Here is a 22587-nt window from a genome sequence, read left to right on the forward strand (position 1 = left end):
TTTTTAAGTGAAACCTGTACTGGCCCTCGTTGGCCGCCCTAATGTGGGCAAATCCACGTTGTTCAACCGCCTCACCAAGAGCCGGGACGCCATCGTGGCCGACTTTGCGGGGCTGACCCGAGACCGCCATTACGGCAATGGCAAACAAGGTCGGCAAGAATTCATTGTGATCGACACCGGTGGTTTCGAGCCCGACGCCAGCAGCGGCATTTACAAAGAGATGGCCAAGCAGACCCAGCAGGCCGTGGCGGAGGCTGACATCGTCATTTTTGTGGTGGACGCACGTGGTGGGCTCTCAGCACAAGACCACGACATCGCCAAATATTTGCGCAAGATCGGCAAACCCTGTTTGCTGGTGGCCAACAAGGCCGAAGGCATGCTCGAAGGCATCCAGCTGACCGAGTTCTACGAGCTGGGTCTGGGTGAGGTGATCGCCATTTCGGCCGCGCACGGCCAAGGCACTCGCGGATTGGTGGAGTTGGCGTTTGAATCGCTGAACCTGCCCGATGACCCTGAAGAAACCGAAGATGATCCATCGGTCATCAAGTTGGCTGTGGCGGGGCGCCCCAACGTGGGCAAGTCCACCCTGATCAACACCTGGTTGGGCGAAGAGCGCTTGGTCGCGTTTGACATGCCGGGTACCACGCGAGACGCGATTTCGGTTCCGTTTGAAAAGCAGGGTCAAAAGTTTGAGTTGATCGACACCGCAGGTTTGCGCCGCAAGGGCAAAGTTTTTGAAGCCATCGAGAAGTTCTCGGTGGTCAAAACCTTGCAAGCGATCGAATCTGCGAACGTGGTACTTCTGTTGCTGGACGCAGAGCAGGGCGTGACCGACCAAGACGCGCATATTGCGGGTTATGCGTTGGAAAGCGGTCGTGCCATGGTGTTGGCCGTGAACAAATGGGATTCGGTGGACGAATACCAACGCCAGTTGGTGCAGCGCTCCATTGAGACACGATTGCCGTTCTTGAGCTTTGCCAACATGCACTTCATCTCGGCCAAGAAGCGACAAGGCTTGGGTCCGGTTTGGGCTTCGATTGTGCAGGCGCACAAAGCAGCCATGTGCAAAATGAGCACCCCGATTTTGACGCGCTTGTTGCTCGAAGCCGTGCAGTTCCAAAGTCCACAGCGCGGAGGGATGTTCCGGCCTAAACTGCGTTACGCCCACCAAGGCGGCATGAACCCGCCGGTGATCGTGGTGCACGGCAACTCGCTGGAACACGTCACCGATACCTACAAGCGCTTTCTGGAAGGGCGCTTTCGCAAAGCCTTCAACTTGTCCGGCACCCCTTTGCGCATTGAGATGAAAACATCCACCAATCCTTATGCCGACAAGGAATCCAGTTGAGATTTGAGGAAATTGAGATTTCCTCTGAATCGACTTGTGGCCCTGTGGTAAGGTCTTGGCTTTAAAACTTCTGAACACGGAGAATATCGTGAGCAACAAAGGTCAACTTTTGCAAGACCCCTTTCTGAACGCACTGCGTAAAGAGCATGTGCCGGTCTCTATTTACTTGGTCAACGGCATCAAACTGCAAGGCCAGATCGAATCGTTTGACCAATACGTGGTGCTCTTGCGCAATACCGTGACCCAGATGGTTTACAAGCACGCCATCTCGACCATCGTTCCCGGTCGCTCCGTCACCTTCAGCACCCCCGAAACGGGTGAAATTACCGCTTGATGCGGTTTTTGTTCACTCGGCGACATGACACCGTCGCCGCAGGTTGCTGACATTGTCTGACATCAACTCCAAGCAAGCTGCGCCGACCTTACTGGTCGGCGTTGACTTTGGGCTGCCGCATTTTGACGGCGAGCTGCAGGAACTCGGGCTTTTGGCCGAATCCGGCGGCCTGAAACCAGTGGCCCGCCTGACCTGCAAACGCAAGGCGCCCGACCCCGCGCTTTTTGTGGGCAGCGGCAAAGCCGACGAGATCAAGGAACTGGCCCTGATGCACGGTGCAGTCGAGGTCTTGTTTGATCAGGCCCTGAGCCCGGCGCAGCAGCGCAATCTGGAACGTCACATCGGTTTGCCGGTAAACGATCGCACCTTGCTGATTTTGGAAATATTTGGCCAGCGTGCGCGCAGCCACGAGGGTAAGCTCCAGGTCGAGCTGGCACGCCAACAGTATCTGAGTACCCGCTTGGTGCGCCGCTGGTCGCATTTGGAGCGTCAAAGCGGCGGTATTGGCATGCGTGGTGGTCCTGGCGAGACCCAGATTGAGTTGGACCGCCGCATGATCAACGACTCGATCAAGCGCATCAAAGAGCGACTGGTCAAAGTCAAAAAGCAGCGCAACACCCAGCGCCGGCAGCGCGAGCGGCGCGATACCTTCAACATCTCACTGGTGGGGTACACCAACGCGGGCAAGTCCACCTTGTTCAATGCCTTGGTCAAAGCACGGGCCTACGCGGCCGACCAGTTGTTTGCCACTTTGGATACCACCACGCGGCAGCTGTATTTGGGTGAAGCGGGGCGCTCGGTTTCCTTGTCCGATACGGTGGGTTTCATCCGTGATTTGCCTCACGGTCTGGTCGAGTCTTTCCAGGCCACACTCCAAGAAGCCACCGAGGCGGATTTGCTGCTGCACGTGGTGGATGCGTCCAACCCCGATTTTCCGGAGCAGATGGCCGAGGTTCAAAAGGTTTTGGCCGAGATTGGGGCAGAAAACGTCCCCCAGTTGTTGGTGTTCAACAAACTCGATGCCCTGTCACCGGAACGTTATCCCCTTGAATTACAAGATCAATACGAGCTGGATGGCGTGCCTGTCCCCCGTGTTTTTTTGAGTGCCCAATCGGGAAAAGGTTTGGACCTGTTGCGTTCAGCGCTGTCTGACATTGTCAAAACTGCCTTGCCTCCCAACGTTTTTGAAGCCGCAGATCCCCGTGACTTGACCCGGGAATATCCGGGTGATCTGCATTGAAGTCCATCCGAATTCGGCACAATGCGGATTCGTCATCCAGACAAAGACACTTCACCATGAATTTTCACCTGCCAGCCCTGCGATGGTCATTGCTTCCCGCAAAGATCCGAGGCATGTTCAATCTGAATGACCCACGCTGGGGTCGGGACGACGACAAATCCAACGCTGATTCAGGCAACAAGCCTGCTGGCGATGTGCCGCCACCGGGCCCCAGGCCAGAATCCTGGCAGCAGCCACCCGGTCGTGGTTCGCAGCAACAGCAAAGCGGTCCGCCCGATCTGGACGAACTCTGGCGCGATTTCAACCGCAAGCTGGGCCAGTTGTTTGGTGGCAAGGGCGGCCCTCAAAAACCACAAGGTCCTGGTGGCTCAGGCGGTGGTTCTGGTGGGCCTGGTATTCCTGTTTTCTTCAAGAACCTGGGCTTGGGTGTGATTTTGGCGGCTGCCTTGCTGGTCTGGTTGGGCACGGGCTTTTTCATCGTGCAAGAAGGTCAGCAAGCCGTGATCACCCAGTTTGGTAAGTACCACTCCACCGTAGGTGCTGGTTTCAACTGGCGCATGCCTTACCCGGTTCAACGTCATGAGCTGGTGTTCGTGACCCAGATCCGATCGGTGGACATTGGCCGCGACAACATCATCAAAGCCACCGGTCTGCGCGAATCGGCGATGTTGACCGAGGACGAAAACATTGTCGAGATCAAGTTCGCCGTGCAATACCGATTGAACGACGCACGAGCCTACCTGTTTGAAAGCCGCAACCCGACCGAGGCCGTGGTTCAGTCTGCTGAAACGGCTGTGCGCGAGGTTGTGGGCAAAATGAAAATGGACTCTGCTTTGGCCGAAGAGCGCGACCAGATTGCGCCCCGCGTGCGAGAAAAAATGCAGACCATCTTGGATCGCTACAAAGTGGGCATTGAGGTGGTGGGCATCAATTTGCAGCAAGGCGGCGTGCGTCCCCCAGAGCAAGTACAGGCGGCTTTTGACGACGTGCTCAAAGCCGGTCAAGAGCGCGAACGGGCCAAGAACGAAGCCCAAGCTTATGCCAACGATGTGGTGCCTCGCGCTGTTGGTACGGCATCGCGCTTGAAAGAAGAAGCCGACGCTTACCGCGAACGCATCGTGGCGCAAGCCGAGGGTGATGCACAACGGTTCAAGACCATCTTGCCCGAATACCAAAAGTCGCCGCAGGTCATGCGTGACCGCATGTACACCGATGCCATGCAGCAGATTTACAGCAATGTGACCAAGGTGCTGGTGGACAGCAAGCAGGGCTCGAACCTGTTGTACCTGCCGCTCGACAAGATCATGCAGCAAGTGGCAGCCACAGCACCACCCGCCGTGGACGTTCCAGCCGCACCGGCCAGTGGCAATGCGGCCAACAACGGGGCTGTGGACACTCGTTCACGAGATCTCCAGCGTTCGCGTGATCGCGATCCACGATAAGGACAAACAAAATGAATCGCATTGGATTGTGGATTTCGAGCTTGCTGGTGGCTTTTGTGCTGTTCAGCTCTACCGTTTTTGTGGTCGATCAGCGCCAGTTTGGGGTGGTTTACGCCCTGGGTCAGATCAAGGAAGTCATCACCGAGCCCGGTTTGCACTTCAAGTTGCCGCCGCCGCTTCAAAATGTGAACTACATCGACAAGCGCTTGCTGACCTTGGATAGCCCCGACAACGAGCCCATGCTCACGGCGGAAAAGCAACGTGTGGTGATCGATTGGTATGTGCGCTGGCGCATCACCGATCCGCAGGCCTATATCCGTAACGTGGGTCTGGACGAGAAGGCTGGTACCAACCAGCTCAACCGCGTGGTCCGCAATGCCTTCCAAGAAGAAATCAACAAGCGCACCGTCAAAGAGTTGCTGTCCCTCAAGCGGGAAGAGCTGATGGACGACGTCAAAGCAGCCGTCCTGGTGGTGGTCAAGGGTGCCAAGCCTTGGGGCGTTGATGTGGTGGATGTGCGAATCACCCGTGCCGATTATGTGGACACCATCACCGAATCGGTTTACCGCCGTATGGAAGCCGAGCGCAAGCGTGTGGCCAACGAACTGCGCTCGACCGGCGGTGCTGAAGGAGAAAAAATCCGCGCCGATGCCGACCGTCAACGCGAGGTGACCATCGCCAACGCCTACCGCGATGCACAGAAGATCAAAGGTCAGGGCGATGCCCAAGCGGCCCGTTTGTACGCTGAGTCATTTGGTCGCGATCCCCAGTTTGCGCAGTTTTACCGCAGTCTGGAGGCCTATAAATCCAGCTTCGCCAGCAAGAGTGACGTGATGGTGCTGGATCCGGGTAGCTCCGAATTCTTCAAGGGTATGCGTGGCACACCCGGCAACGCGCCTGCTCGGAAGTAAAACTTGCTGGACACCCTCCTGCTGGCGTTGGGCCTCATGCTCATCCTGGAGGGCTTGATGCCCATGGTGTCGCCATTGAATTGGCGACGCCTGTTTGAGCAGCTGCTGCAGCTCGATGACGGGCAAATTCGCTTCTTTGGGATGACCATGGTCATCATCGGCTTGTTGCTGTTCTGGTTTGTTTCCTGAGCGCAAACCCGGAAACGGGCTTTCCAGCCGGTAAAATCTCGTTTTTAACAGTCCCCCTCCATCCCCATGTCTGCTTGGGTCCTCCCGGATCACGTTGCCGATGTCTTGCCCTCTGAGGCACGCCACATCGAAGAACTCCGCCGCGAACTGCTGGACACCGCCCGTGGCTATGGCTACGAGCTGGTGATGCCGCCGCTGCTGGAGCATTTGGAATCCCTGCTGACCGGCACGGGTGAAGCCTTGGATTTGCAGACCTTCAAACTGGTTGACCAACTCTCGGGCCGCACCCTGGGTTTGCGTGCCGACACCACCCCGCAGGTGGCGCGCATCGACGCGCACTTGCTGGGACGCAATGCACTGACCCGTCTTTGCTACTGCGGGCCTGTGCTGCACACCCGCCCGGCACGTCCGCACGCCACGCGTGAGCCGCTGCAGTTGGGTGCCGAAATTTACGGTCATGCGGGTCCTGAAGCCGACCTGGAAATCTTGCAACTGGCCTTGGACTGCTTGGCCGCTGGCCGTTCCACTGGACTGCAGGTCGATCTGGCCGATGCCCGCATCGTGAACCGTTTGTTGCAAGACCAGACTTTGAGCGACGAGCAACGCCATGCCATCCATGCCGCTTTGGCGAGCAAGGACGCCTCAGCACTGGCCCATTTGAGTGCCGGTTTGACACCCGCTGCGCAAGAAGGCTTGCGGGCCCTGGTCGATTTGTACGGCGACATCAGCGTTCTGGACCGTGCAGCATCGCGCTTGCCCAATCACCCCGAAATCACCCAAGCCTTGGCGCAGTTGCGTTGGTTGGCTGAGCAGATACCGGGGGTCGCCGTGAGTTTCGACCTGGGCGATTCTCGTGGTTATGCTTATTACAGCGGCATGCGCTTTGCCATTTACGCCAAAGGTGCATCGGACGCCTTGGCCCGTGGCGGCCGCTACGACGGCGTGGGCGCGGTCTTTGGCCACCGCATCGACCGAGACCGCCCGGCCGTCGGTTTCAGTCTCGATTTGAAAGAATTGGTGGCCGCCGTTCAGCCCTTGGCTTTGCGTGCTGCCATCCGCGCCCCTTGGGGCCAGTCGCCTTCCTTGCGTGCGGCCATCGCTGCACTGCGCAGCAGGGGCGAAACCGTGGTCTGTGTCTTGCCAGGCCATGAAAGCGAAGTTGACGAATTCCATTGCGACCGCGAGTTGATTGAAGCGGCAGGGCAGTGGTTGGTACAGGCTCTTTGAGAAAGAACATTTCAAGCATGAACAAGTTACAAGGCCGTAACGTGGTCGTCGTGGGCACCCAATGGGGCGACGAGGGCAAAGGCAAGCTGGTCGACTGGTTGACCGAAAGCGCCCAAGGTGTGGTGCGTTTCCAAGGAGGCCACAACGCGGGCCACACTTTGGTGATCAACGGCGTGAAAACCGCCTTGCACCTGATCCCCAGCGGCATCATGCGCGCAGGCGTCAAGTGCTACATCGGCAACGGTGTGGTGCTGTCCGTGCCCAAATTGCTCGAAGAAATTGCCGGTCTTGAAAAAGCCGGTGTCGAGGTGCGTTCACGCCTGCGCGTGAGCGAGGCTTGCCCGCTGATCTTGCCCTACCACGTCGCTTTGGATGTGGGCCGTGAAGCCGCCAAAGAAAAAGCCGGGACCGCCAAGATTGGCACCACTGGCCGAGGTATTGGTCCCGCTTACGAAGACAAAGTGGCGCGCCGCGCCCTGCGTGTGCAAGACCTGAAATACCCCGAGCGCTTTGCCACCAAGCTGCGCGAAAACCTCGCGCTGCACAACGAAATTTTGGTCAACATCCTGGGTGCTGCGCCTGTGGACTTTGACACCACTTACAACGAAGCCATGGCTTACGCCAAAGAGCTGCTGCCCATGGTGGCCGACGTGTCGCGCGAACTGAATGATGCGCACAAGACCGGTGCCAATTTGCTGTTCGAAGGCGCCCAAGGCACCTTGCTCGACGTGGACCATGGCACCTACCCGTTTGTGACGTCGAGCAACTGCGTGGCGGGCAATGCCGCGGCCGGTGCGGGCGTGGGCCCTGGCATGCTGCACTACATCCTGGGCATCACCAAGGCTTACTGCACCCGCGTGGGTGGCGGTCCATTCCCGACCGAGCTGGACTGGGAGACCCCAGGCACACCCGGTTATCACATGTCCACCGTGGGCGCTGAAAAAGGCGTGACCACCGGCCGCTCACGCCGTTGTGGCTGGTTCGATGCGGCTTTGCTCAAGCGCAGCGCGCAGGTCAATGGTTTGTCTGGCTTGTGCATCACCAAGCTGGATGTGCTCGATGGCCTGAAAGAATTGCTGCTGTGCACGGGCTACGAATTGGACGGCGAAACCATCGACATCCTGCCCATGGGCGCGGACGAGATCGCCCGTTGCAAGCCGATTTACGAGGTGATTCCCGGCTGGACCGAGACCACCGTGGGCGTGACCGAGATGGACAAACTGCCAGCTTCGGCCCGCTACTACCTGGACCGCATCGCCCAAGTGACCGGCGTGCCCGTGCATGTGGTGTCGACCAGCCCAGACCGTGACCACACGATCTTGCTGCACAACCCCTTTGCGGCCTGATTTTCAAGCCCCGAAAACGCATCGATTTCAACCCCTGTTTTATTGGAGTGACCCCATGTTGACCGAAGACGGCAAGCACCTGTACGTGAGCTACGACGAGTACCACAACCTCATCGAAAAACTCGCCATCAAAATCCACCAATCCGGCTGGGAATTCGACAACATCTTGTGCCTGGCCCGTGGCGGCATGCGCCCAGGTGACATCCTGTCGCGCATTTTCGACAAGCCTTTGGCCATCATGTCCACCAGCTCTTACCGCGCCGAAGCCGGCACGGTGCAGGGCCACTTGGACATCGCCCGCTACATCACCACACCCAAAGGCGAGATTGCTGGCAAAGTATTGTTGGTGGACGATTTGGCCGACACCGGCCACACCTTGCGTGCAGTGGTCGACCAGCTCAAAAACAACTACAAGCCTGTGACCGAATTGCGCACGGCCGTGATCTGGACCAAGGGCGTGTCCAGTTTCAAGGCCGATTACTCGGTCGACGATTTGCCGACCAACCCTTGGATTCACCAGCCCTTTGAGCCGTATGACAACATGCGCCCCGAGAAGCTGCTGGAAAAGTGGAGCGTCTGAGCGTCCTCGCTTAGTCGCCTGCACTGATCACAGCCTCCTTCTGGAGGCTGTTTGCATTAGGATGCGCGGATGCAAGACGAACCGACAACATCCTTACCCTTGGGCATCTCGACTGGCCTGATACACCACCCCTACACACCGCCTGCCGGTTTTGACGCGCCCCAGCCAGGCGTCTTCAAGGCCTCGACGGTGTACTTTCCCACAGTGGCCGACATGCGTCAGCGCGAGTGGAAAGACAAATCAGCCTACACCTATGGTCTACACGGCACGCCCACCACCTATTTGCTCGAAGAACGCCTGTGCAGCCTCGAAGGGGGATTGCAATGCGTGTTGGTGCCCAGCGGTCTTGCGGCGCTGGCCCTGGTGGCCTTGGCAGCCCTGAAAACCGGCGACGAAGTCCTGATTCCGGACAACGCTTACGGCCCCAACAAAGCCTTGGCCGATGGCGAGTTGCGCCACTTCGGCATCACGCACCGTTTTTACGACCCGATGGACCCCGAGGATTTGTCCCGCCAGATCACGCCCAGCACGCGCCTGGTGTGGCTCGAAGCGCCCGGCTCGGTGAGCATGGAGTTTCCGGAGTTGCCCGAGATGGTGCGCCGTTGCCGTGAGCGTGGTGTCTTGTGTGCCTTGGACAACACCTGGGGTGCAGGTCTGGCCTTCAAGCCTTTTGATTTGCTGGGCGATGGCACGGGCGGGGAGGGCAGCCTGGCGGTGGACATCAGCGCCCATGCGCTCACCAAATATCCCAGCGGCGGCGGTGACGTGTTGATGGGCAGCGTCATCACGCGCGACGCGGCTTTGCACCTCCAAATCAAACTTTGCCACATGCGTTTGGGCCTGGGCGTGGCGGCCAACGACGCTGAAACTGTGTTGCGTTCCTTGCCCAGCATTGGGCTGCGTTATGCCGCGCATGACCAGACCGCCCGCGCTTTGGCCGCTTGGTGGCAAACCCAGTCGCAATGCGCGCAACTGATGCACCCGGCCTTCGACGGCGCACCCGGTCATGCCCATTGGCAAGCCCTGTGTGATCGCGTGCCTGGCACGGGCCTGGCCGCAGGCTTGTTCAGCGTCATGATCGATGCGCGTTTCAGCCAAGCCCAGGTGGACGCGTTTTGTGACGGGCTGAAACTCTTCAAGATCGGCTACAGCTGGGGAGGCCCGGTGAGCCTGGTGGTGCCTTATGACATCGCCTCGATGCGCCAGGCTTGGCCCGGCCATTTGAAGGCCGGCACACTGGTGCGTTTTTCGACCGGTCTGGAGTCGGCGCAAGACTTGATTTTTGACCTTCATCAATCTGTGCAAGCGCATTTGCCCATGGCCTGATCACGCAGGTGACAGAGTGGACACTTTTGTGCCCTAAGACACGCGCCCTTGGGGGTTTCCTGACTGTTCAAAACGTACCGGTGGGGCTAATCTGAAAACCTTTGCACTTTCAGATTGATTTGTCCCATGAACGCCGAATCCAACACTCTAGAAGCTGCGCAAGATTCAGATTTGCCCACCATGGCTACGCCCTATGTGCCCCCGCCGCCCGTGAGTCCGCGCTCGCGCATGCGGCACTTGGGTTGGTCAGATCCTTTTCGCTGGTTGGCGCGGGGCCTGAAGGACATGCGCCAGCACCCGGGTATTGCTTTGTTTTACGGCCTGTGTTTTTGGGGCATGGCGCAGGTGCTGGCCATGGTGTTCAAGCACAAGCCCGAGTACACCTTGTCTCTTGTCTCGGGTTGCTTGCTGGTGGGGCCATTTTTGGCCATGGGCTTGTACGAGGTCAGCCGCAAACGCGAGTTGGGCGAAGTGCCCGAGATGTCCAGTTCCTTGATGTGTTGGGACCAGCACATCAAGAGCATGGCCATGTTGGTGCTGGTGCTGATGGTGCTGGAGTTGCTGTGGGGCAGGGCGTCGCTGGTGGTGTTTGCGGTGTTCTTCAACACCGGTATGCCCTCGACCACGGGCGTGCTCGAGGCGGTGTTCAACCCGCAAAACATCGAATTTTTGATGGTCTATCTGGCGGTGGGCGGCGTGTTTGCGGCCTTGGTTTATGGCCTGTCGGTGGTGTCGATCCCCATGATTTTGGACCGCGACACCGATGCGATATCGGCGGTGATCACCAGCATGCGGGTGGTTTTTTCGCACCCGGGCGTGATGCTGCTGTGGGGTCTGCTGCTGAGCTTGCTGGTGCTGGCGGCCCTGTGGCCTTGGGCGCTGGGCATCATCGTCGTGGGGCCTTGGTTGGGGCACGCCAGCTGGCATGCTTACCGCGGCAGTGTCGAGTGGGAAGAAAGCCCTGAAGAAGCTGTTACATTGGGCAGCTCAATTTAAAGGAGCCATCTTGGCCACACCCAACTACGGATTCGAAAAACGCCAGAAAGAACTGGCCAAGAAACGCAAAAAAGAAGACAAGCTCAAGGCCAAGTCCGACCGCAAATCAGGCCTGCTGCCGGAAGATGGCTCTGAGGTCGATGGCGAGGCGGGCGATGACGACACTGCAGCGCCCATTGCGACCGACTCTTCCACGCCCGCTGCTTGAATCACCGGACGCTTATCACCCTTGCAGCAATTCACGCGCCAGAACCAGCATGTCTGCCATGCTGTGGCTCGCAGGCGTGACCAGAGGGGCTTGGGCGTAATGCACAAAGTTGTTGCCGGTGGAGGTTTCGTAGCCCGGGTCGTAGTGGCCTGAGAGCAACTCGGTTACCACCTCGCGCATTTCCCCCCGCTCGATTCTTTCTTGCCAGCCTTGCACCACGGCTTTGCCGCGCAGCGCAGTCAAGCGCTCCAGCCGATCGGCAAACAGGGCGCGGTCTTGCGTGAAAAACGCATAGTCTTCCAGTAGCAAGTTCACCCGATTCTCCAGCGACAGGTCCACCCGCAAGCAGGGGCTGGCTCGCATGGCCGTCATCAGCGCATCGGGCACCGCCAGATTGCCCACTTTTTTGCTTTCGGCCTCCACAAACACCGGACGTTCCGCACTGAAGCCCCTCAACGCGTCCCAGACCTGCGTGTCAAAAGCTTTTTGCGTAGGCTGCGGCGTGCCGGGGATCAGGCCCAGCACGGAGCTGCGGTGGCATGCAATCGCTTCCAGATCGAGCACCTGTGCTCCTTCTTGCGCCAAGGCTTGCAGCAAGCGTGTTTTGCCCGAACCCGTGGGTCCACACAGCACTTTGAATTGCAGGCGCTGGGCTTGGCGTGGCGTGTCTTCCATCACCTCTTTGCGAAACGCCTTGTAGCCGCCTTCGATCAGGTGCACCTTGAAGCCGATTTGCCCCAGGATCAGCGCCAGCGAGTTGCTGCGCTTGCCCCCGCGCCAGCAGTACACCAGCGGCTGCCAGTTGCGCGGCTTGTCCATCACCTGGGTTTCGATGTGGCGGGCGATGTTTTTGGCCACCAGCGCTGCGCCGACTTTTTGCGCCTCAAAGGGGTTGACCTGTTTGTACAGCGTGCCCACCTTGATGCGTTCTTCGTTGTTGAGCGATGGCCAGCTCAAAGCGCCGGGCAGGTGGTCTTCGGCGTGTTCGCCTTCAGAGCGCGCATCCAGGATGGCGTCAAACTCGTTCAGTCGGGCCATGGCTTCGGCAGCAGAGATCAGGTGAAGGCTCATTTCAATTGTTTCTTCAAAGTGGGCCAAACATTGGCCAGCATGCGCGGCTGCGCGGCTTCGTTGGGGTGGATGCGGTCGGCCTGGAACCATTTCAACGGCTCGGCATCGTCGCCTACGCCTTTCAAAAAGAAAGGCACCAGCGCCGCCTTTTGGCTTTTGGCCACCTGGGCGTAGGCGGCTTCAAACTGCCGCGCCATCTCGGGGCCGTAGTTGGGCGGCATTTGCATGCCCAAGAGCAGCACCTTGGCCCCGGCGGCTTGGGCTTGCTTGGTCATGTTCAGCAAGTTGTCTTGTGTCAGGGTCATCGGCAGGCCGCGCAGCGCGTCGTTGCCCCCCAGCTCGATGACCACATGGCTGGGTTGGTGGCGCTGCAGCAAGGCGGGCAGGCGAGAGCGTCCGCCCGAGGTGGTGTCGCCACTGATGCTGGCGTTGATGATTTCTACTCCTGGCTTTTCCTGAGCGAGTTGCTTTTGCAGCAAGGCCACCCAGCCGGTGCCGCGGGCCAGGCCATATTCGGCGCTGAGCGAATCGCCCACCACCAAAATCCGCGGTCCGGAGACCGCCAGCGCTGGCGCGGCAAATCCCCAGCTGGCAAGGGCCAGCAAGGTCCAGTTAAAGTGGCGTCGTCTCAACAAAGGTTTGTGCATGCCTGAATCCATCATTGCCGTGCGTGGCGTCTCCAAAACGGTGCAAGACGCCAGCGGCGAACTGCGCATTTTGCGCGATATCGATTTCTCATTGAACGCGGGGGAAACAGCGGCCATTGTCGGTGCTTCCGGCTCGGGCAAAAGCACACTGCTGGCAATCCTGGCCGGATTGGACACACCCAGCACCGGGCAAGTGGTGTTGGCGGGGCAATCGCTGTTCGATTTGTCCGAAGACGAACGTGCTGCCGTGCGAGCCCAGCATGTGGGTTTTGTGTTCCAGAGCTTTCAGCTCATGCCCAACCTGACGGCGCTCGAAAACGTGATGTTGCCCCTGGAGCTGGCCGATCGGCCCGATGCCCGCAGCACCGCCACGGCTATGCTGCAACGCGTGGGCCTGGGTGAGCGCTTGAAGCACTTGCCCAAAGTGCTCAGCGGCGGTGAGCAACAGCGCGTGGCGCTGGCCCGTGCCTTTGTGGTGCAGCCCGATGTGCTGCTGGCCGACGAGCCCACCGGTAGCCTGGACCACGCCACGGGCGAGGCCATCATGGACTTGATGTTCGCGCTCAACCGCGAGCAGGGCACGACTTTGGTCTTGGTCACGCACGACCGCCAGCTGGCCGCCAAGTGCGAGCGCAGCTTGGTGATTCAGGCCGGCTGCTTGACGGAGCCTGCAGCGAGCCAGGCCTGAAACTCGGGCCCGTTTGCGCAATGGGGCCCCTCTGCAGGCTGCGACCAACGATAATCCTCGGATGTCATCCCACAAAGTGCTGTTCGGCTTCCATGCCGTGGGCGTTCGCCTCAAGATCGCCCCCCAATCCGTTGTTGAAATCCATTACGAGGTCACACGCCGCGATGCGCGCATGCGCCAGTTCATCGACAAGGCCCGCGATTCGGGCATGCGCATGATCGAATCGGACGGTGAGCGCCTGGCCAAGCTGGCCGGTGGCCACGGCCACCAAGGCGTTGTGGCCATGGTTTCACCCATGCCTCAAAACCACTCGCTGGACGATTTGCTCGACACCGTGGAAGGCCCGCCTTTGCTTTTGGTGCTGGATGGCGTGACCGACCCGCACAACCTGGGCGCGTGTTTGCGTGTGGCCGATGGTGCCGGCGCCCACGCGGTCATCGCCCCCAAAGACCACGCGGCTGGCATCAATGCCACCGTGGCCAAAGTGGCCAGCGGTGCCGCCGAAACCATGCCTTATTTCATGGTCACCAACTTGGCGCGCACCTTGGGTGAGCTCAAGGAGCGTGACATCTGGATCGTGGGCACCAGCGACGATGCACCGCGCAACATTTACCAAGCCGATTTGAAGGTACCCACCGCCTTGGTGCTGGGCGCTGAGGGCGCGGGCATGCGCCAGTTGACGCGCAAGAACTGCGACGAGCTGGTGAGCATTCCCATGCGCGGCGCGGTCGAGAGCCTGAACGTGTCGGTCGCCAGTGGCGTGTGTCTTTACGAAGCGCTGCGTCAGCGCTCTTGATTTTGGGTGAAACGCCCGGATTTCTTTAGGAGGGCTTGATCCTACCGCTGACACCATGACCATTGACACAGGAGTTGCACCATGAAACCCACGACCACCCGCATCGCACTGATCGCCGTACTCATGACCGCCAGCTGGCTGACCGCCTGCACCCAAGAGCAACAAAACAAGATCAGCCGAGACATCCAGAACTGGACCGGCACCAACGGGGTGCTGGAGGTCTATGCCGGCGACAAGCTGGTGCGCCGCTTTTTGAAAGTGGACAAGATCAGCACAGCCTTGGGCACGGATGACAAAGCGCCTCGCGCCTACAGATACGGCTACGGTGTGTTGGATGAAAACCTGAACATGATCGCCGACCCCGATGAGAAAAAGGTGTACTTCGAGGTCAGCGATTACTCGAATTCGGTCTTCTTCGAAAACCCGCGCTGACTCGACTCAAAGCCAGCCCAAGCTGCCGAGCAGGGCGCCAAGGCCAATCAGCCAGAGCATGTGGATGCGGGTGCGCCAAACCACCAAGGTCGTGAACGCTGTCAAGGCGTACAAAGGCCAGTCACGAGCAGGCTGGTCGTTGCTGAGGGTCAGCAACCAAGCTGTGGCCAGCAAAAGTGCAATCACGATGGGAGACATGCCCGATTTGAAGGCCCGAATGCCCAGGTTTTCGCGGTGTTTGTGTGCCCAGCGCGTGGCCGTGTAGGTCAGGATGGATGAGGGCAGCATGATGCCCAGCATGGACACCATCACCCCGAGACTGCCCATGCCCGCACTGAGCCAGCCCCCGCCCAAGCTGGCCCCGGCATTCATGCCGACATTCCAGCCCATCAAGGCCACAAACAAGACATTGGGCCCCGGTGCAGCTTGCGCCAGAGCGATGGAGGAGGTGAATTGCGCCTCGCTCAACCAGTGTGTTTCGTCCACCAAGTAGCGGTGCATGTCCGGCGCGGTGGTGATCGCACCGCCCACGGCCAGCAGTGACAAGGCTGCAAAATGGTTAAAAAGGTTCAGCCAATCCGTGGCGGTGAGTTGCAGTACCGGGTTCATAGGGCGTTGGCCGAGCGGCGGGCCTGTTGGAGCAGTTGCCAATAGGCCCATCCACAGGCCACAAGTCCTGTGCTCAGCAGCACATAAACCAAGGGCCAACGCAGCAAGCCCACACCCGCAAAACTGGCTGCTGCCAAGACGACACAAACCGGCTTGCCCATGGGGTTATGGCGCAAGGCACTGATCAGTTTCAGGCCCACGGCAGCGATCAATCCGGCCGACACCGCGCCTATGCCGCGCAAAGCGCCTTTCGCCCAAAGCGCATCAGATACCCCTGCGAAGGCTGCAGCCAGCAACAAAACAACCACCAGTGGCGCGGCCAGCATGCCCGCCAAGCCCGCCAATGCGCCTGGCAAGCCAAAGTAACGTCCGCCGATCATCAAGGACAGATTGACCACATTCGGGCCCGGCATGATTTGGGCAACCGCCCAGTCTTCGACAAATTGCTCGCGTGTCATCCAGCGTTTTTTCTCGACCAGCTCGCGCTGGACCACGGCCAACACCCCGCCAAAGCCTTGCAAGGCCAACAGGGAGAAGGACACAAAAAGATCGGTTTTGGAGCTTGGTCGGTTCAGCGAGTCGTTTTCGGGCATGGGCGGCATTATCCTCGTGGCCTTACTCGGGCAGCTTGGCGTCCAGCCACACCAGCTGGCCGTGACCGCTTTCGCTCAGGCGTTCTACCAGCGTGTCGACGTGGGTTTCGGGCAGTGCAAAGGTAAAGGACACCACGCTCCCGTGAACCACACCCTGCAACTGGGCTTTTGCAAGCTCCAGTTCGCGGCGTACCAAGCCTTCGAGCGCATAGGGCACGCTGCAGGCCAGTTGGGTCTGCTCGATTCGCTGTACCTTTTCAGCCGTCAGCAGGGCTTGTGCCACAGCATCGGTGTAAGCCCGAACCAAGCCGCCCGCCCCCAGCTTGGTACCACCAAAGTAGCGCACAACGGAGGCCATCACCCCTTCCAAGTCTTGATGCCGGAGCACCTCCAGCATTGGGCGACCCGCCGTGCCGCCGGGTTCGCCATCGTCGTGGGCTGCGGATTGGCCGCCCGCCAGCAAAGCCCAACACACATGCGCGGCGTCGGGGTGTTCGGCCTTGAGCTGTGCCACTCGCGCCTGCGCCTGCGCACGCCCGCTCACAGGTTCGATGCAAGCAATGAAGCGGCTTTTTTTGATGACCAGCTCGTGGTGGGCGGGGGTGACGAGGGAAAAAGGCATCTCGGGATTGTCGTGGAAGCGCAGTCCCTTGCTTGTTTTATGAATACCCGCTGGCCTATCAAGTGCAAGCCCAAACCCCTACACTAGCGGGTTATCCCCGATACCTAGCCCATGAACGCCTTCACCGACGTCTCTTTCTTTCCGCGCGACGCCAAACCGCTGACCACTTACCGCAAGTACTGGGCGCAGCGCTTTGGCACGGCCCCGTTTTTGCCGATGAGCCGCGCCGAAATGACCCAACTGGGCTGGGACAGCTGCGACATCATCATCGTCACCGGCGACGCCTATGTGGACCACCCCAGCTTTGGCATGTCGGTCATTGGCCGTATGCTGGAAAACCAGGGTTTCCGCGTCGGCATCATCGCCCAGCCCGACTGGACCAGCGCCGAGGCCTTCAAAGAACTCGGCCAACCCAACCTGTTTTGGGGCGTGACCAGCGGCAACATGGACTCCATGATCAACCGCTACACGGCGGACCGCAAAATTCGCACCGACGACGCTTACACCGCGGGTGATGTGGGCGGCAAGCGGCCCGACCGCGCCGCCATCGTCTACAGCCAGCGCTGCCGGGAAGCCTTCCCCGAAGTGCCCATCGTGCTGGGTGGCATCGAAGGCAGCTTGCGCCGCATCGCGCATTACGACTATTGGTCTGACAAAGTCCGCCGCTCGGTGGTGGTGGACAGCAAATGCGACCTGCTGCTGTACGGCAACGCAGAACGTGCGATTGTCGAGATCGCCCACCGCCTGGCCGCCCGCGAGCCGGTGCAGCAGATCACCGACGTGCGCGGCACCGCCTTTGTGCGTCGCGAAACGCCAGAGGGTTGGTTCGAAATCGACTCTACCAGTGTGGACACCCCCGGCCATGTGGAAGCGCACATCAACCCGTATTTGATGATTTCGGACCAAGCCCGAGAGCAGGGCGCCACTTGCGCCCGCGAGGAAGAAGCCAAAGAAGTGGCCGAGGGCCACAACGCTAAAAACGTTGAAGCCGATTTGTCCGCCGCCGTGGCCCAAGCCCGCACCGTGCAAGCCGCTATTCAGCCCATCATTCAGCCGCTGACCTTTGTGCCCAACCCCGCCCTTTCATCTGGTCTTCGGGGCAAAGGCACCCACAAAGTACCCCCGCGTGACAAAAGCGTGATTCGCCTGCCCAGCTACGAGCAGGTTAAATCTGACGCGGTGCTCTACGCGCACGCCAACCGCGTGCTGCACCTGGAAACCAATCCCGGCAACGCCCGCTGCTTGGTGCAGGCGCATGGCGAAGGTCACACCGCCCGCGACGTCTGGATCACACCACCCCCCATCCCGCTCACAACCGCCGAGATGGACCATGTGTTTGACCTGCCGTACGCCCGCAGCCCACACCCGCGCTATGCCGATGAAAACGGCAGCCACGACCACGCGACCAAGATCCCCGCCTGGGAGATGATCCGTTTTTCCGTGAACATCATGCGCGGCTGCTTTGGCGGCTGCACCTTCTGCTCCATCACCGAGCACGAAGGCCGCATCATTCAAAGCCGCTCCGAAGAATCCGTCATCCGCGAGGTGGAAGACATCCGCGACAAGGTCAAAGGTTTCACCGGCGTCATCTCTGACCTGGGTGGCCCCACGGCCAACATGTACCGCTTGGGCTGCCGCAGCCCCGAGATCGAATCCGCCTGCCGCAAACCCAGTTGTGTGTTCCCCGGCATCTGCCAGAACCTGACCACCGACCACGGCCCGCTGATCAACATGTACCGCCGGGCGCGGAACTTGAAGGGCATCAAGAAGATCTTGATCGGCTCCGGCCTGCGCTACGACCTGGCTGTGCAGTCGCCCGAATACGTGAAAGAGCTGGTGCAGCACCATGTAGGCGGCTACCTCAAGATTGCGCCCGAGCACACCGAGGGCGGCCCGCTGTCCAAGATGATGAAGCCGGGCATCGGCACCTACGACCGCTTCAAGTCGATGTTTGACAAGTACAGCGAAGAGGCCGGTAAAAAGCAGTTTCTCATCCCTTACTTCATCGCCGCCCACCCGGGCACCAGCGACGAAGACATGATGAACCTGGCCGTCTGGCTGAAAAAGAACGGCTTCCGAGCCGACCAGGTGCAAACCTTTTACCCCAGCCCCATGGCCACGGCCACGGCCATGTACCACTCCACCCGCAACCCGCTGCGCAAAATCACCCGCGACAGCGAAAAAGTGGACGTGGTCAAAGGCGACAAACGCCGCCGCCTGCACAAAGCGTTTTTGCGCTACCACGACGCCAACAACTGGCCCCTGCTGCGCGAAGCCCTGAAAGCCATGGGCCGGTCAGATTTGATTGGCAACGGCAAACACCACCTGATCCCGAACTGGCAACCGCTGGCCGAAGAAGGCTATCAGAGCGCCCGCCGCAAAAACAGCACGGGAGTTGGAGCCAAGGCATCGGTGTCTTTGTCGACGGCGCCCAAGCGCATGGGACAACCCAAGAAGGGGCAGTTGCTGACGCAGCACACGGGTTTGCCGCCGCGCAAGAAAGGTTAAGCCTGCAGGGCCGCCAGCAACTCGGTCTCGATCTCGATTTGAGCCTTGTTTTGTTGCAACTCTGCGCCGCTGATCAGGAATGTGTCTTCGACGCGTTCGCCCAAGGTGCTGATTTTCGCCAGCTGCAGGTGAATGCCGTGGCGGGCAAGGACGCTGGCGATGCTGTAGAGCAAGCCAATGCGGTCACTGGCTGAAATGCTCAGCAGCCAGTTCTGACCTTTGTCGTCGGGCTGCAGGCTGACCCGTGGCGTGACCGGAAAGCTCTTGACGCGTCGTGACACCCGGCCGCGTGTGGGGGCGGGCAGGGGGCTTTGCTTTTCCAGGGTCTGCGCCAAGCCTGACTCAACCATGGTCATCAGTTCCCGGTAATGTTCGGGCAGCATGGACGTGACGATCTGGAAGGTGTCCAGCGCCCAGCCTGTTCGGGTGGTGTGGATCTTGGCATCCAGGATGCTGAAACCCGATTGGTCAAAATGACCGCAAATGCGTGCAAACAGGTCCGGCTGATCGGGGGTGTACACGAGCACCTGCAGGCCTTCACCCAATGGCGAGATGCGGGCCCGAACGATGGTGCGGGGCTGGCCGGGAGCAGGCAGAGCCACATGGCGCGACAACTGGCGCGCATGCCAGGCGATGTCCGAGGCGTCGTGACGCATGAAGTAGCCCACGTCCAGCGTGTCCCACAAGGCCTTGTGCCCTTCGTGCGGTTGGGCTTGCCGCGCCAGTTCAATCAAGGCTTCACGTTTGCGGGCTTCCACCTCTGCATTGGCATCAGGTGCCCGCCCTCCCAGCACGCGCAGGGTCGATTTGTACAAGTCTTCCAGCAGCTTGCCTTTCCAGGCGTTCCACACCTTGGGGCTGGTGCCACGGATGTCGGCCACGGTCAGCAAATACAGGGCTGTCAGGCGTCGCTCGTTGCCCACTCGTTGGGCAAACCGGGAGATGACTTCCGGGTCGCTGAGATCTTCCTTTTGTGCCACATGGCTCATGGTCAGGTGTTCGCCCACCAAAAACTCGATCAATTGCGCGTCGTTTTTATCGACCAAGTGCTGGCGACAGAAGGTACGAACTTCGGTGATGCCGAGTTTGGAGTGGTCACCGCCCCGGCCTTTGGCGATGTCGTGAAACAGGGCTGCGGTGTACAAAATCCAGGGCTTGTCCCAGCCTGCGGCCAGTTGGGAGCAAAAAGGGTATTCGTGGGCATGTTCGGCCATGAAAAAGCGCCGCACATTGCGCAGCACCATCAGGATGTGTTGGTCCACCGTATAAGCATGGAACAGGTCATGCTGCATCTGGCCCACGATGCGGCGAAATACCCACAGGTAGCGCCCCAACACTGACGTTTCGTTCATCAGCCGCATCGCGTGCATGATGCCTTGGGGCTGTTGCAAAATTTGCAAAAACGTCTGCCGATTGACCGGGTCGGCGCGAAAACGCCCGTTCATGATGGCCCGCACGTTGTACAGCGCCCGCAGGGTGCGGGCCGACAAGCCTTTTACGCCCGGCGTGAGCTGATACAGCAAAAAGGTTTCCAAAATGGCATGTGGGTGCTTTTGGTACAGGTCGTCGCTGGCCACTTCGATCAGGCCCGCTTTTTCAAAAAATCGCTCGTTCAAGGGGCGGAAGTCACTGACCGATTCACCCCGATCGGTTTTGAGCCGGTCTTCGATGTTGAGCAACAAAATCTGATTGAGCTGCGTCACCGCCTTGGCCGCCCAATAGTATTGGCGCATCAGTTTTTCGCTTGCACGCAAGGCCAAACGCCCTTCGGGTGTCACGTCAGAGCTGTAGCCAAAGGATTCGGCCACATTGGTCTGCAGGTCAAACACCAGCCGGTCTTCGCGTCGCCGGGCTTGTAAATGCAAGCGTGCGCGGATCAGGCCCAGCAGCGCTTCGTTGCGCTTGATCTGCCGTGCTTCCAGCGCTGTGGCCAAGCCTTTGCGGGCCAGTTCGTCCCAGCTGTGGCCCAGACCCGCTGCGCGGGCAACCCACAAAATCACCTGCAAATCGCGCAGCCCGCCGGGTGATTCCTTGCAGTTGGGCTCCAGCGCATAGGGCGTGTCTTCGTACTTGGTATGGCGCTGGTGCATTTCCAGTGTTTTGGCCACCAAAAAAGCCTGCGGGTCCATGGCCGCTTGGAACTGCTTCTGAAACTCGGTGAACAAGCGCGTGTTGCCGGTCACCCGCCGTGACTCCAGCAGCGAAGTCTGCACCGTGATGTCTTTGGCCGATTCGGCGAGGCACTCGTTCAGGGTGCGGACGCTGGAGCCAATCTCCAGACCCGTGTCCCAGCAGCTGCCAATGAAACGCTCCAGCTGTTCCTGCAATTCGGGCGAAAGCTCGGGTGATTGGCCATCGGGGAGCAGCACCAGCACATCCACATCGGACGACGGAAACAACTCGGCCCGGCCAAAACCACCCACAGCGACCAGGCTCAGTTCGGGAGAAAAACCGGCGTTTTGCCACAACTGGATCAGCAAGCCGTCAGCCAAAATGGACAGCTGCCGCAGGGTTTGCTTGAGGCCTCGAACCGCCGCGCCGCTGTTGGCCAGTGTTTGCAAAACCGCCGCCTTGTCGCGTTTGTAGGTGTCACGCAAGGTGGCCAGGCTGGCCTGTTGGGCCTGGTCGCTCATGTCAGGCCGTGGTTTTGTCTTGGATGAAGGCGGGCAGTGGTGGCATGCCGGCGGAAATGGTCAGTACCTCGTACCCGGTTTCGGTCACCAGCACGGTGTGTTCCCACTGGGCCGACAGAGAGTGGTCCTTGGTCACAATGGTCCAGCCATCACCCATTTCCTTGATGTCCCGTTTGCCCGCGTTGATCATGGGCTCAATGGTGAAGATCATGCCGGGCACCAATTCGACCAGGGTGCCAGGCTTGCCGTAATGCAGCACTTGAGGCTCTTCGTGAAAGCCTCGGCCAATGCCATGCCCACAGAATTCACGCACCACCGAAAAGCCGTGGCCTTCGGCAAATTTCTGGATCGCGTGACCAATGTCGCCCAAGTGGGCGCCGGGTCGAACCTGTTCGATGCCTTTCCACATGGCATCGTGTGTCAGGCTGGCCAGACGTTTGGCTGCGATCGAGGCTTCGCCTACATGGAACATGCGGCTGGTGTCACCGTGCCAGCCATCCTTGATGGTGGTGATGTCGATATTCAGCGAGTCACCCTTTTTGAGGGGTTTGTCGTTGGGAATGCCGTGACAGACCTGGTGATTGATGGAGGTGCAGATTGACTTGGGGTAGGGCTTGTAGCCGCCCGGCGCGTAATTGAGGGGGGCCGGAATGCACTGCTGCACATTGACCATGTAGTCGTGGCAGAGTTTGTCAATTTCGTTGGTCGTGATACCGGGTTTGACAAAGGGCTCGATGTAATCGAGAACTTCGGCAGCCAAGCGACAGGCCACACGCATGCCTTCGATGTCTTGGTCGTTTTTGATGGTTATGCTCATGGGCCTAATTATCCCATTGAGCGA

23 protein-coding genes are annotated in these 22587 nt (G+C 59.6%); 16 read left to right on the forward strand and 7 right to left on the reverse strand.

All coding sequences use genetic code 11. The features are described 5' to 3' along the window. Positions 1 to 7 precede the first annotated feature (7 nt). The 12 genes from der to ACZ5SR_RS08465 all read left to right on the forward strand — a co-directional run bounded on the left by der (position 8) and on the right by ACZ5SR_RS08465 (position 11147). On the forward strand, positions 8 to 1348 hold the full coding sequence (gene der, locus ACZ5SR_RS08410; protein WP_464448311.1) for a ribosome biogenesis GTPase Der: 1341 nt from the start codon (positions 8 to 10) through the stop codon (positions 1346 to 1348). An 88-nt stretch (positions 1349 to 1436) separates the two neighbouring features. Further along, a complete protein-coding gene (gene hfq, locus ACZ5SR_RS08415) occupies positions 1437 to 1682 on the forward strand; it encodes an RNA chaperone Hfq (RefSeq protein WP_019429044.1) in 246 nt (81 codons plus the stop codon). 52 nt (positions 1683 to 1734) lie between these two features. Then, positions 1735 to 2922: a GTPase HflX gene (gene hflX, locus ACZ5SR_RS08420; RefSeq protein ID WP_464448312.1), complete on the forward strand. Its 1188-nt coding sequence runs from the start codon at positions 1735 to 1737 to the stop codon at positions 2920 to 2922. A gap of 56 nt (positions 2923 to 2978) precedes the next feature. Further along, entirely contained in the window at positions 2979 to 4364 is a 1386-nt protein-coding gene (gene hflK / locus ACZ5SR_RS08425; RefSeq protein ID WP_464448313.1) for an FtsH protease activity modulator HflK, read from the forward strand. Positions 4365 to 4375: 11 nt separating this feature from the next. Next, positions 4376 to 5275: a protease modulator HflC gene (gene hflC / locus ACZ5SR_RS08430; RefSeq protein ID WP_464448314.1), complete on the forward strand. Its 900-nt coding sequence runs from the start codon at positions 4376 to 4378 to the stop codon at positions 5273 to 5275. Between the two features lie 3 nt (positions 5276 to 5278). Further along, positions 5279 to 5464: a DUF2065 domain-containing protein gene (locus ACZ5SR_RS08435; protein WP_464448315.1), complete on the forward strand. Its 186-nt coding sequence runs from the start codon at positions 5279 to 5281 to the stop codon at positions 5462 to 5464. 66 nt (positions 5465 to 5530) lie between these two features. Beyond that, positions 5531 to 6691, forward strand: a complete 1161-nt coding sequence (locus ACZ5SR_RS08440) for an ATP phosphoribosyltransferase regulatory subunit (RefSeq protein ID WP_464448316.1) — start codon at positions 5531 to 5533, stop codon at positions 6689 to 6691. 17 nt (positions 6692 to 6708) lie between these two features. Beyond that, entirely contained in the window at positions 6709 to 8037 is a 1329-nt protein-coding gene (locus tag ACZ5SR_RS08445) for an adenylosuccinate synthase (protein ID WP_464448317.1), read from the forward strand. 55 nt (positions 8038 to 8092) lie between these two features. Continuing rightward, positions 8093 to 8617 (forward strand): phosphoribosyltransferase, encoded by a 525-nt coding sequence (locus ACZ5SR_RS08450; RefSeq protein WP_100171374.1) that lies wholly within the window; start codon positions 8093 to 8095, stop codon positions 8615 to 8617. A gap of 69 nt (positions 8618 to 8686) precedes the next feature. Next, positions 8687 to 9943 carry a PLP-dependent transferase gene (locus ACZ5SR_RS08455; RefSeq protein ID WP_464448318.1) on the forward strand — a complete coding sequence of 419 codons (1257 nt, stop codon included), beginning with the start codon at positions 8687 to 8689 and terminating at the stop codon, positions 9941 to 9943. Positions 9944 to 10069: 126 nt separating this feature from the next. Then, entirely contained in the window at positions 10070 to 10939 is an 870-nt protein-coding gene (locus ACZ5SR_RS08460) for a DUF2189 domain-containing protein (protein ID WP_464448319.1), read from the forward strand. A gap of 10 nt (positions 10940 to 10949) precedes the next feature. Then, positions 10950 to 11147 carry a hypothetical protein gene (locus tag ACZ5SR_RS08465; RefSeq protein WP_464448320.1) on the forward strand — a complete coding sequence of 66 codons (198 nt, stop codon included), beginning with the start codon at positions 10950 to 10952 and terminating at the stop codon, positions 11145 to 11147. Between the two features lie 15 nt (positions 11148 to 11162). Here the strand turns inward: ACZ5SR_RS08465 and mnmH are convergent, their stop codons facing one another. After that, positions 11163 to 12218 carry a tRNA 2-selenouridine(34) synthase MnmH gene (gene mnmH / locus ACZ5SR_RS08470; RefSeq protein ID WP_464448321.1) on the reverse strand — a complete coding sequence of 352 codons (1056 nt, stop codon included), beginning with the start codon at positions 12216 to 12218 and terminating at the stop codon, positions 11163 to 11165. Next, positions 12215 to 12865 carry an arylesterase gene (locus tag ACZ5SR_RS08475; protein ID WP_464448322.1) on the reverse strand — a complete coding sequence of 217 codons (651 nt, stop codon included), beginning with the start codon at positions 12863 to 12865 and terminating at the stop codon, positions 12215 to 12217. Before ACZ5SR_RS08475 ends, mnmH begins: the two co-directional genes overlap by 4 nt. On the opposite strand from ACZ5SR_RS08475, the gene ACZ5SR_RS08480 reads away from it, so the two are divergent. The 3 genes from ACZ5SR_RS08480 to ACZ5SR_RS08490 all read left to right on the forward strand — a co-directional run bounded on the left by ACZ5SR_RS08480 (position 12864) and on the right by ACZ5SR_RS08490 (position 14781). Next, positions 12864 to 13553: an ABC transporter ATP-binding protein gene (locus tag ACZ5SR_RS08480; protein ID WP_464448323.1), complete on the forward strand. Its 690-nt coding sequence runs from the start codon at positions 12864 to 12866 to the stop codon at positions 13551 to 13553. The two genes, ACZ5SR_RS08475 and ACZ5SR_RS08480, sit on opposite strands and share 2 nt — an antisense overlap. Positions 13554 to 13614: 61 nt before the next feature. Further along, positions 13615 to 14349: a 23S rRNA (guanosine(2251)-2'-O)-methyltransferase RlmB gene (rlmB, locus tag ACZ5SR_RS08485; protein WP_464448324.1), complete on the forward strand. Its 735-nt coding sequence runs from the start codon at positions 13615 to 13617 to the stop codon at positions 14347 to 14349. An 81-nt stretch (positions 14350 to 14430) separates the two neighbouring features. Continuing rightward, complete coding sequence (locus ACZ5SR_RS08490; protein ID WP_464448325.1) at positions 14431 to 14781, forward strand: hypothetical protein; 351 nt, start codon at positions 14431 to 14433, stop codon at positions 14779 to 14781. A gap of 6 nt (positions 14782 to 14787) precedes the next feature. Here the strand turns inward: ACZ5SR_RS08490 and ACZ5SR_RS08495 are convergent, their stop codons facing one another. The 3 genes from ACZ5SR_RS08495 to ACZ5SR_RS08505 are packed head-to-tail and all read right to left on the reverse strand — an operon-like array spanning position 14788 to position 16605. Then, positions 14788 to 15390: a chromate transporter gene (locus ACZ5SR_RS08495; RefSeq protein ID WP_464448326.1), complete on the reverse strand. Its 603-nt coding sequence runs from the start codon at positions 15388 to 15390 to the stop codon at positions 14788 to 14790. Next, on the reverse strand, positions 15387 to 15992 hold the full coding sequence (locus ACZ5SR_RS08500) for a chromate transporter (RefSeq protein ID WP_464448327.1): 606 nt from the start codon (positions 15990 to 15992) through the stop codon (positions 15387 to 15389). Before ACZ5SR_RS08500 ends, ACZ5SR_RS08495 begins: the two co-directional genes overlap by 4 nt. 13 nt (positions 15993 to 16005) lie before the next feature. Beyond that, complete coding sequence (locus tag ACZ5SR_RS08505) at positions 16006 to 16605, reverse strand: IMPACT family protein (RefSeq protein WP_464448328.1); 600 nt, start codon at positions 16603 to 16605, stop codon at positions 16006 to 16008. A 111-nt stretch (positions 16606 to 16716) separates the two neighbouring features. Between ACZ5SR_RS08505 and ACZ5SR_RS08510 the strand changes: the two genes are divergently transcribed. Next, positions 16717 to 19113, forward strand: a complete 2397-nt coding sequence (locus tag ACZ5SR_RS08510) for a YgiQ family radical SAM protein (RefSeq protein ID WP_464448329.1) — start codon at positions 16717 to 16719, stop codon at positions 19111 to 19113. On the opposite strand, the gene ACZ5SR_RS08515 is transcribed toward ACZ5SR_RS08510, so the two are convergent. After that, entirely contained in the window at positions 19110 to 21746 is a 2637-nt protein-coding gene (locus tag ACZ5SR_RS08515; protein WP_464448330.1) for a [protein-PII] uridylyltransferase, read from the reverse strand. The two genes, ACZ5SR_RS08510 and ACZ5SR_RS08515, sit on opposite strands and share 4 nt — an antisense overlap. Before the next feature lies 1 nt (position 21747). Beyond that, complete coding sequence (gene map / locus ACZ5SR_RS08520; RefSeq protein ID WP_464448331.1) at positions 21748 to 22563, reverse strand: type I methionyl aminopeptidase; 816 nt, start codon at positions 22561 to 22563, stop codon at positions 21748 to 21750. Positions 22564 to 22587 lie beyond the last annotated feature (24 nt).

Source organism: Limnohabitans sp. TEGF002, from assembly GCF_055395845.1.

Coding starts and splice junctions, on each gene's coding strand:
- ACZ5SR_RS08440 (WP_464448316.1), top strand. CDS start 5,531: ATGTCTGCTTGGGTCCTCCCGGATCACGTTGCCGATGTCTTGCCCTCT.
- map (WP_464448331.1), bottom strand. CDS start 22,563: ATGAGCATAACCATCAAAAACGACCAAGACATCGAAGGCATGCGTGTG.
- ACZ5SR_RS08505 (WP_464448328.1), bottom strand. CDS start 16,605: ATGCCTTTTTCCCTCGTCACCCCCGCCCACCACGAGCTGGTCATCAAA.
- ACZ5SR_RS08495 (WP_464448326.1), bottom strand. CDS start 15,390: ATGAACCCGGTACTGCAACTCACCGCCACGGATTGGCTGAACCTTTTT.
- ACZ5SR_RS08480 (WP_464448323.1), top strand. CDS start 12,864: ATGCCTGAATCCATCATTGCCGTGCGTGGCGTCTCCAAAACGGTGCAA.
- ACZ5SR_RS08490 (WP_464448325.1), top strand. CDS start 14,431: ATGAAACCCACGACCACCCGCATCGCACTGATCGCCGTACTCATGACC.
- hflC (WP_464448314.1), top strand. CDS start 4,376: ATGAATCGCATTGGATTGTGGATTTCGAGCTTGCTGGTGGCTTTTGTG.
- ACZ5SR_RS08445 (WP_464448317.1), top strand. CDS start 6,709: ATGAACAAGTTACAAGGCCGTAACGTGGTCGTCGTGGGCACCCAATGG.
- ACZ5SR_RS08510 (WP_464448329.1), top strand. CDS start 16,717: ATGAACGCCTTCACCGACGTCTCTTTCTTTCCGCGCGACGCCAAACCG.
- ACZ5SR_RS08455 (WP_464448318.1), top strand. CDS start 8,687: ATGCAAGACGAACCGACAACATCCTTACCCTTGGGCATCTCGACTGGC.
- ACZ5SR_RS08475 (WP_464448322.1), bottom strand. CDS start 12,865: ATGCACAAACCTTTGTTGAGACGACGCCACTTTAACTGGACCTTGCTG.
- hflK (WP_464448313.1), top strand. CDS start 2,979: ATGAATTTTCACCTGCCAGCCCTGCGATGGTCATTGCTTCCCGCAAAG.
- rlmB (WP_464448324.1), top strand. CDS start 13,615: ATGTCATCCCACAAAGTGCTGTTCGGCTTCCATGCCGTGGGCGTTCGC.
- ACZ5SR_RS08500 (WP_464448327.1), bottom strand. CDS start 15,992: ATGCCGCCCATGCCCGAAAACGACTCGCTGAACCGACCAAGCTCCAAA.
- ACZ5SR_RS08450 (WP_100171374.1), top strand. CDS start 8,093: ATGTTGACCGAAGACGGCAAGCACCTGTACGTGAGCTACGACGAGTAC.
- ACZ5SR_RS08515 (WP_464448330.1), bottom strand. CDS start 21,746: ATGAGCGACCAGGCCCAACAGGCCAGCCTGGCCACCTTGCGTGACACC.
- mnmH (WP_464448321.1), bottom strand. CDS start 12,218: ATGAGCCTTCACCTGATCTCTGCTGCCGAAGCCATGGCCCGACTGAAC.
- ACZ5SR_RS08460 (WP_464448319.1), top strand. CDS start 10,070: ATGAACGCCGAATCCAACACTCTAGAAGCTGCGCAAGATTCAGATTTG.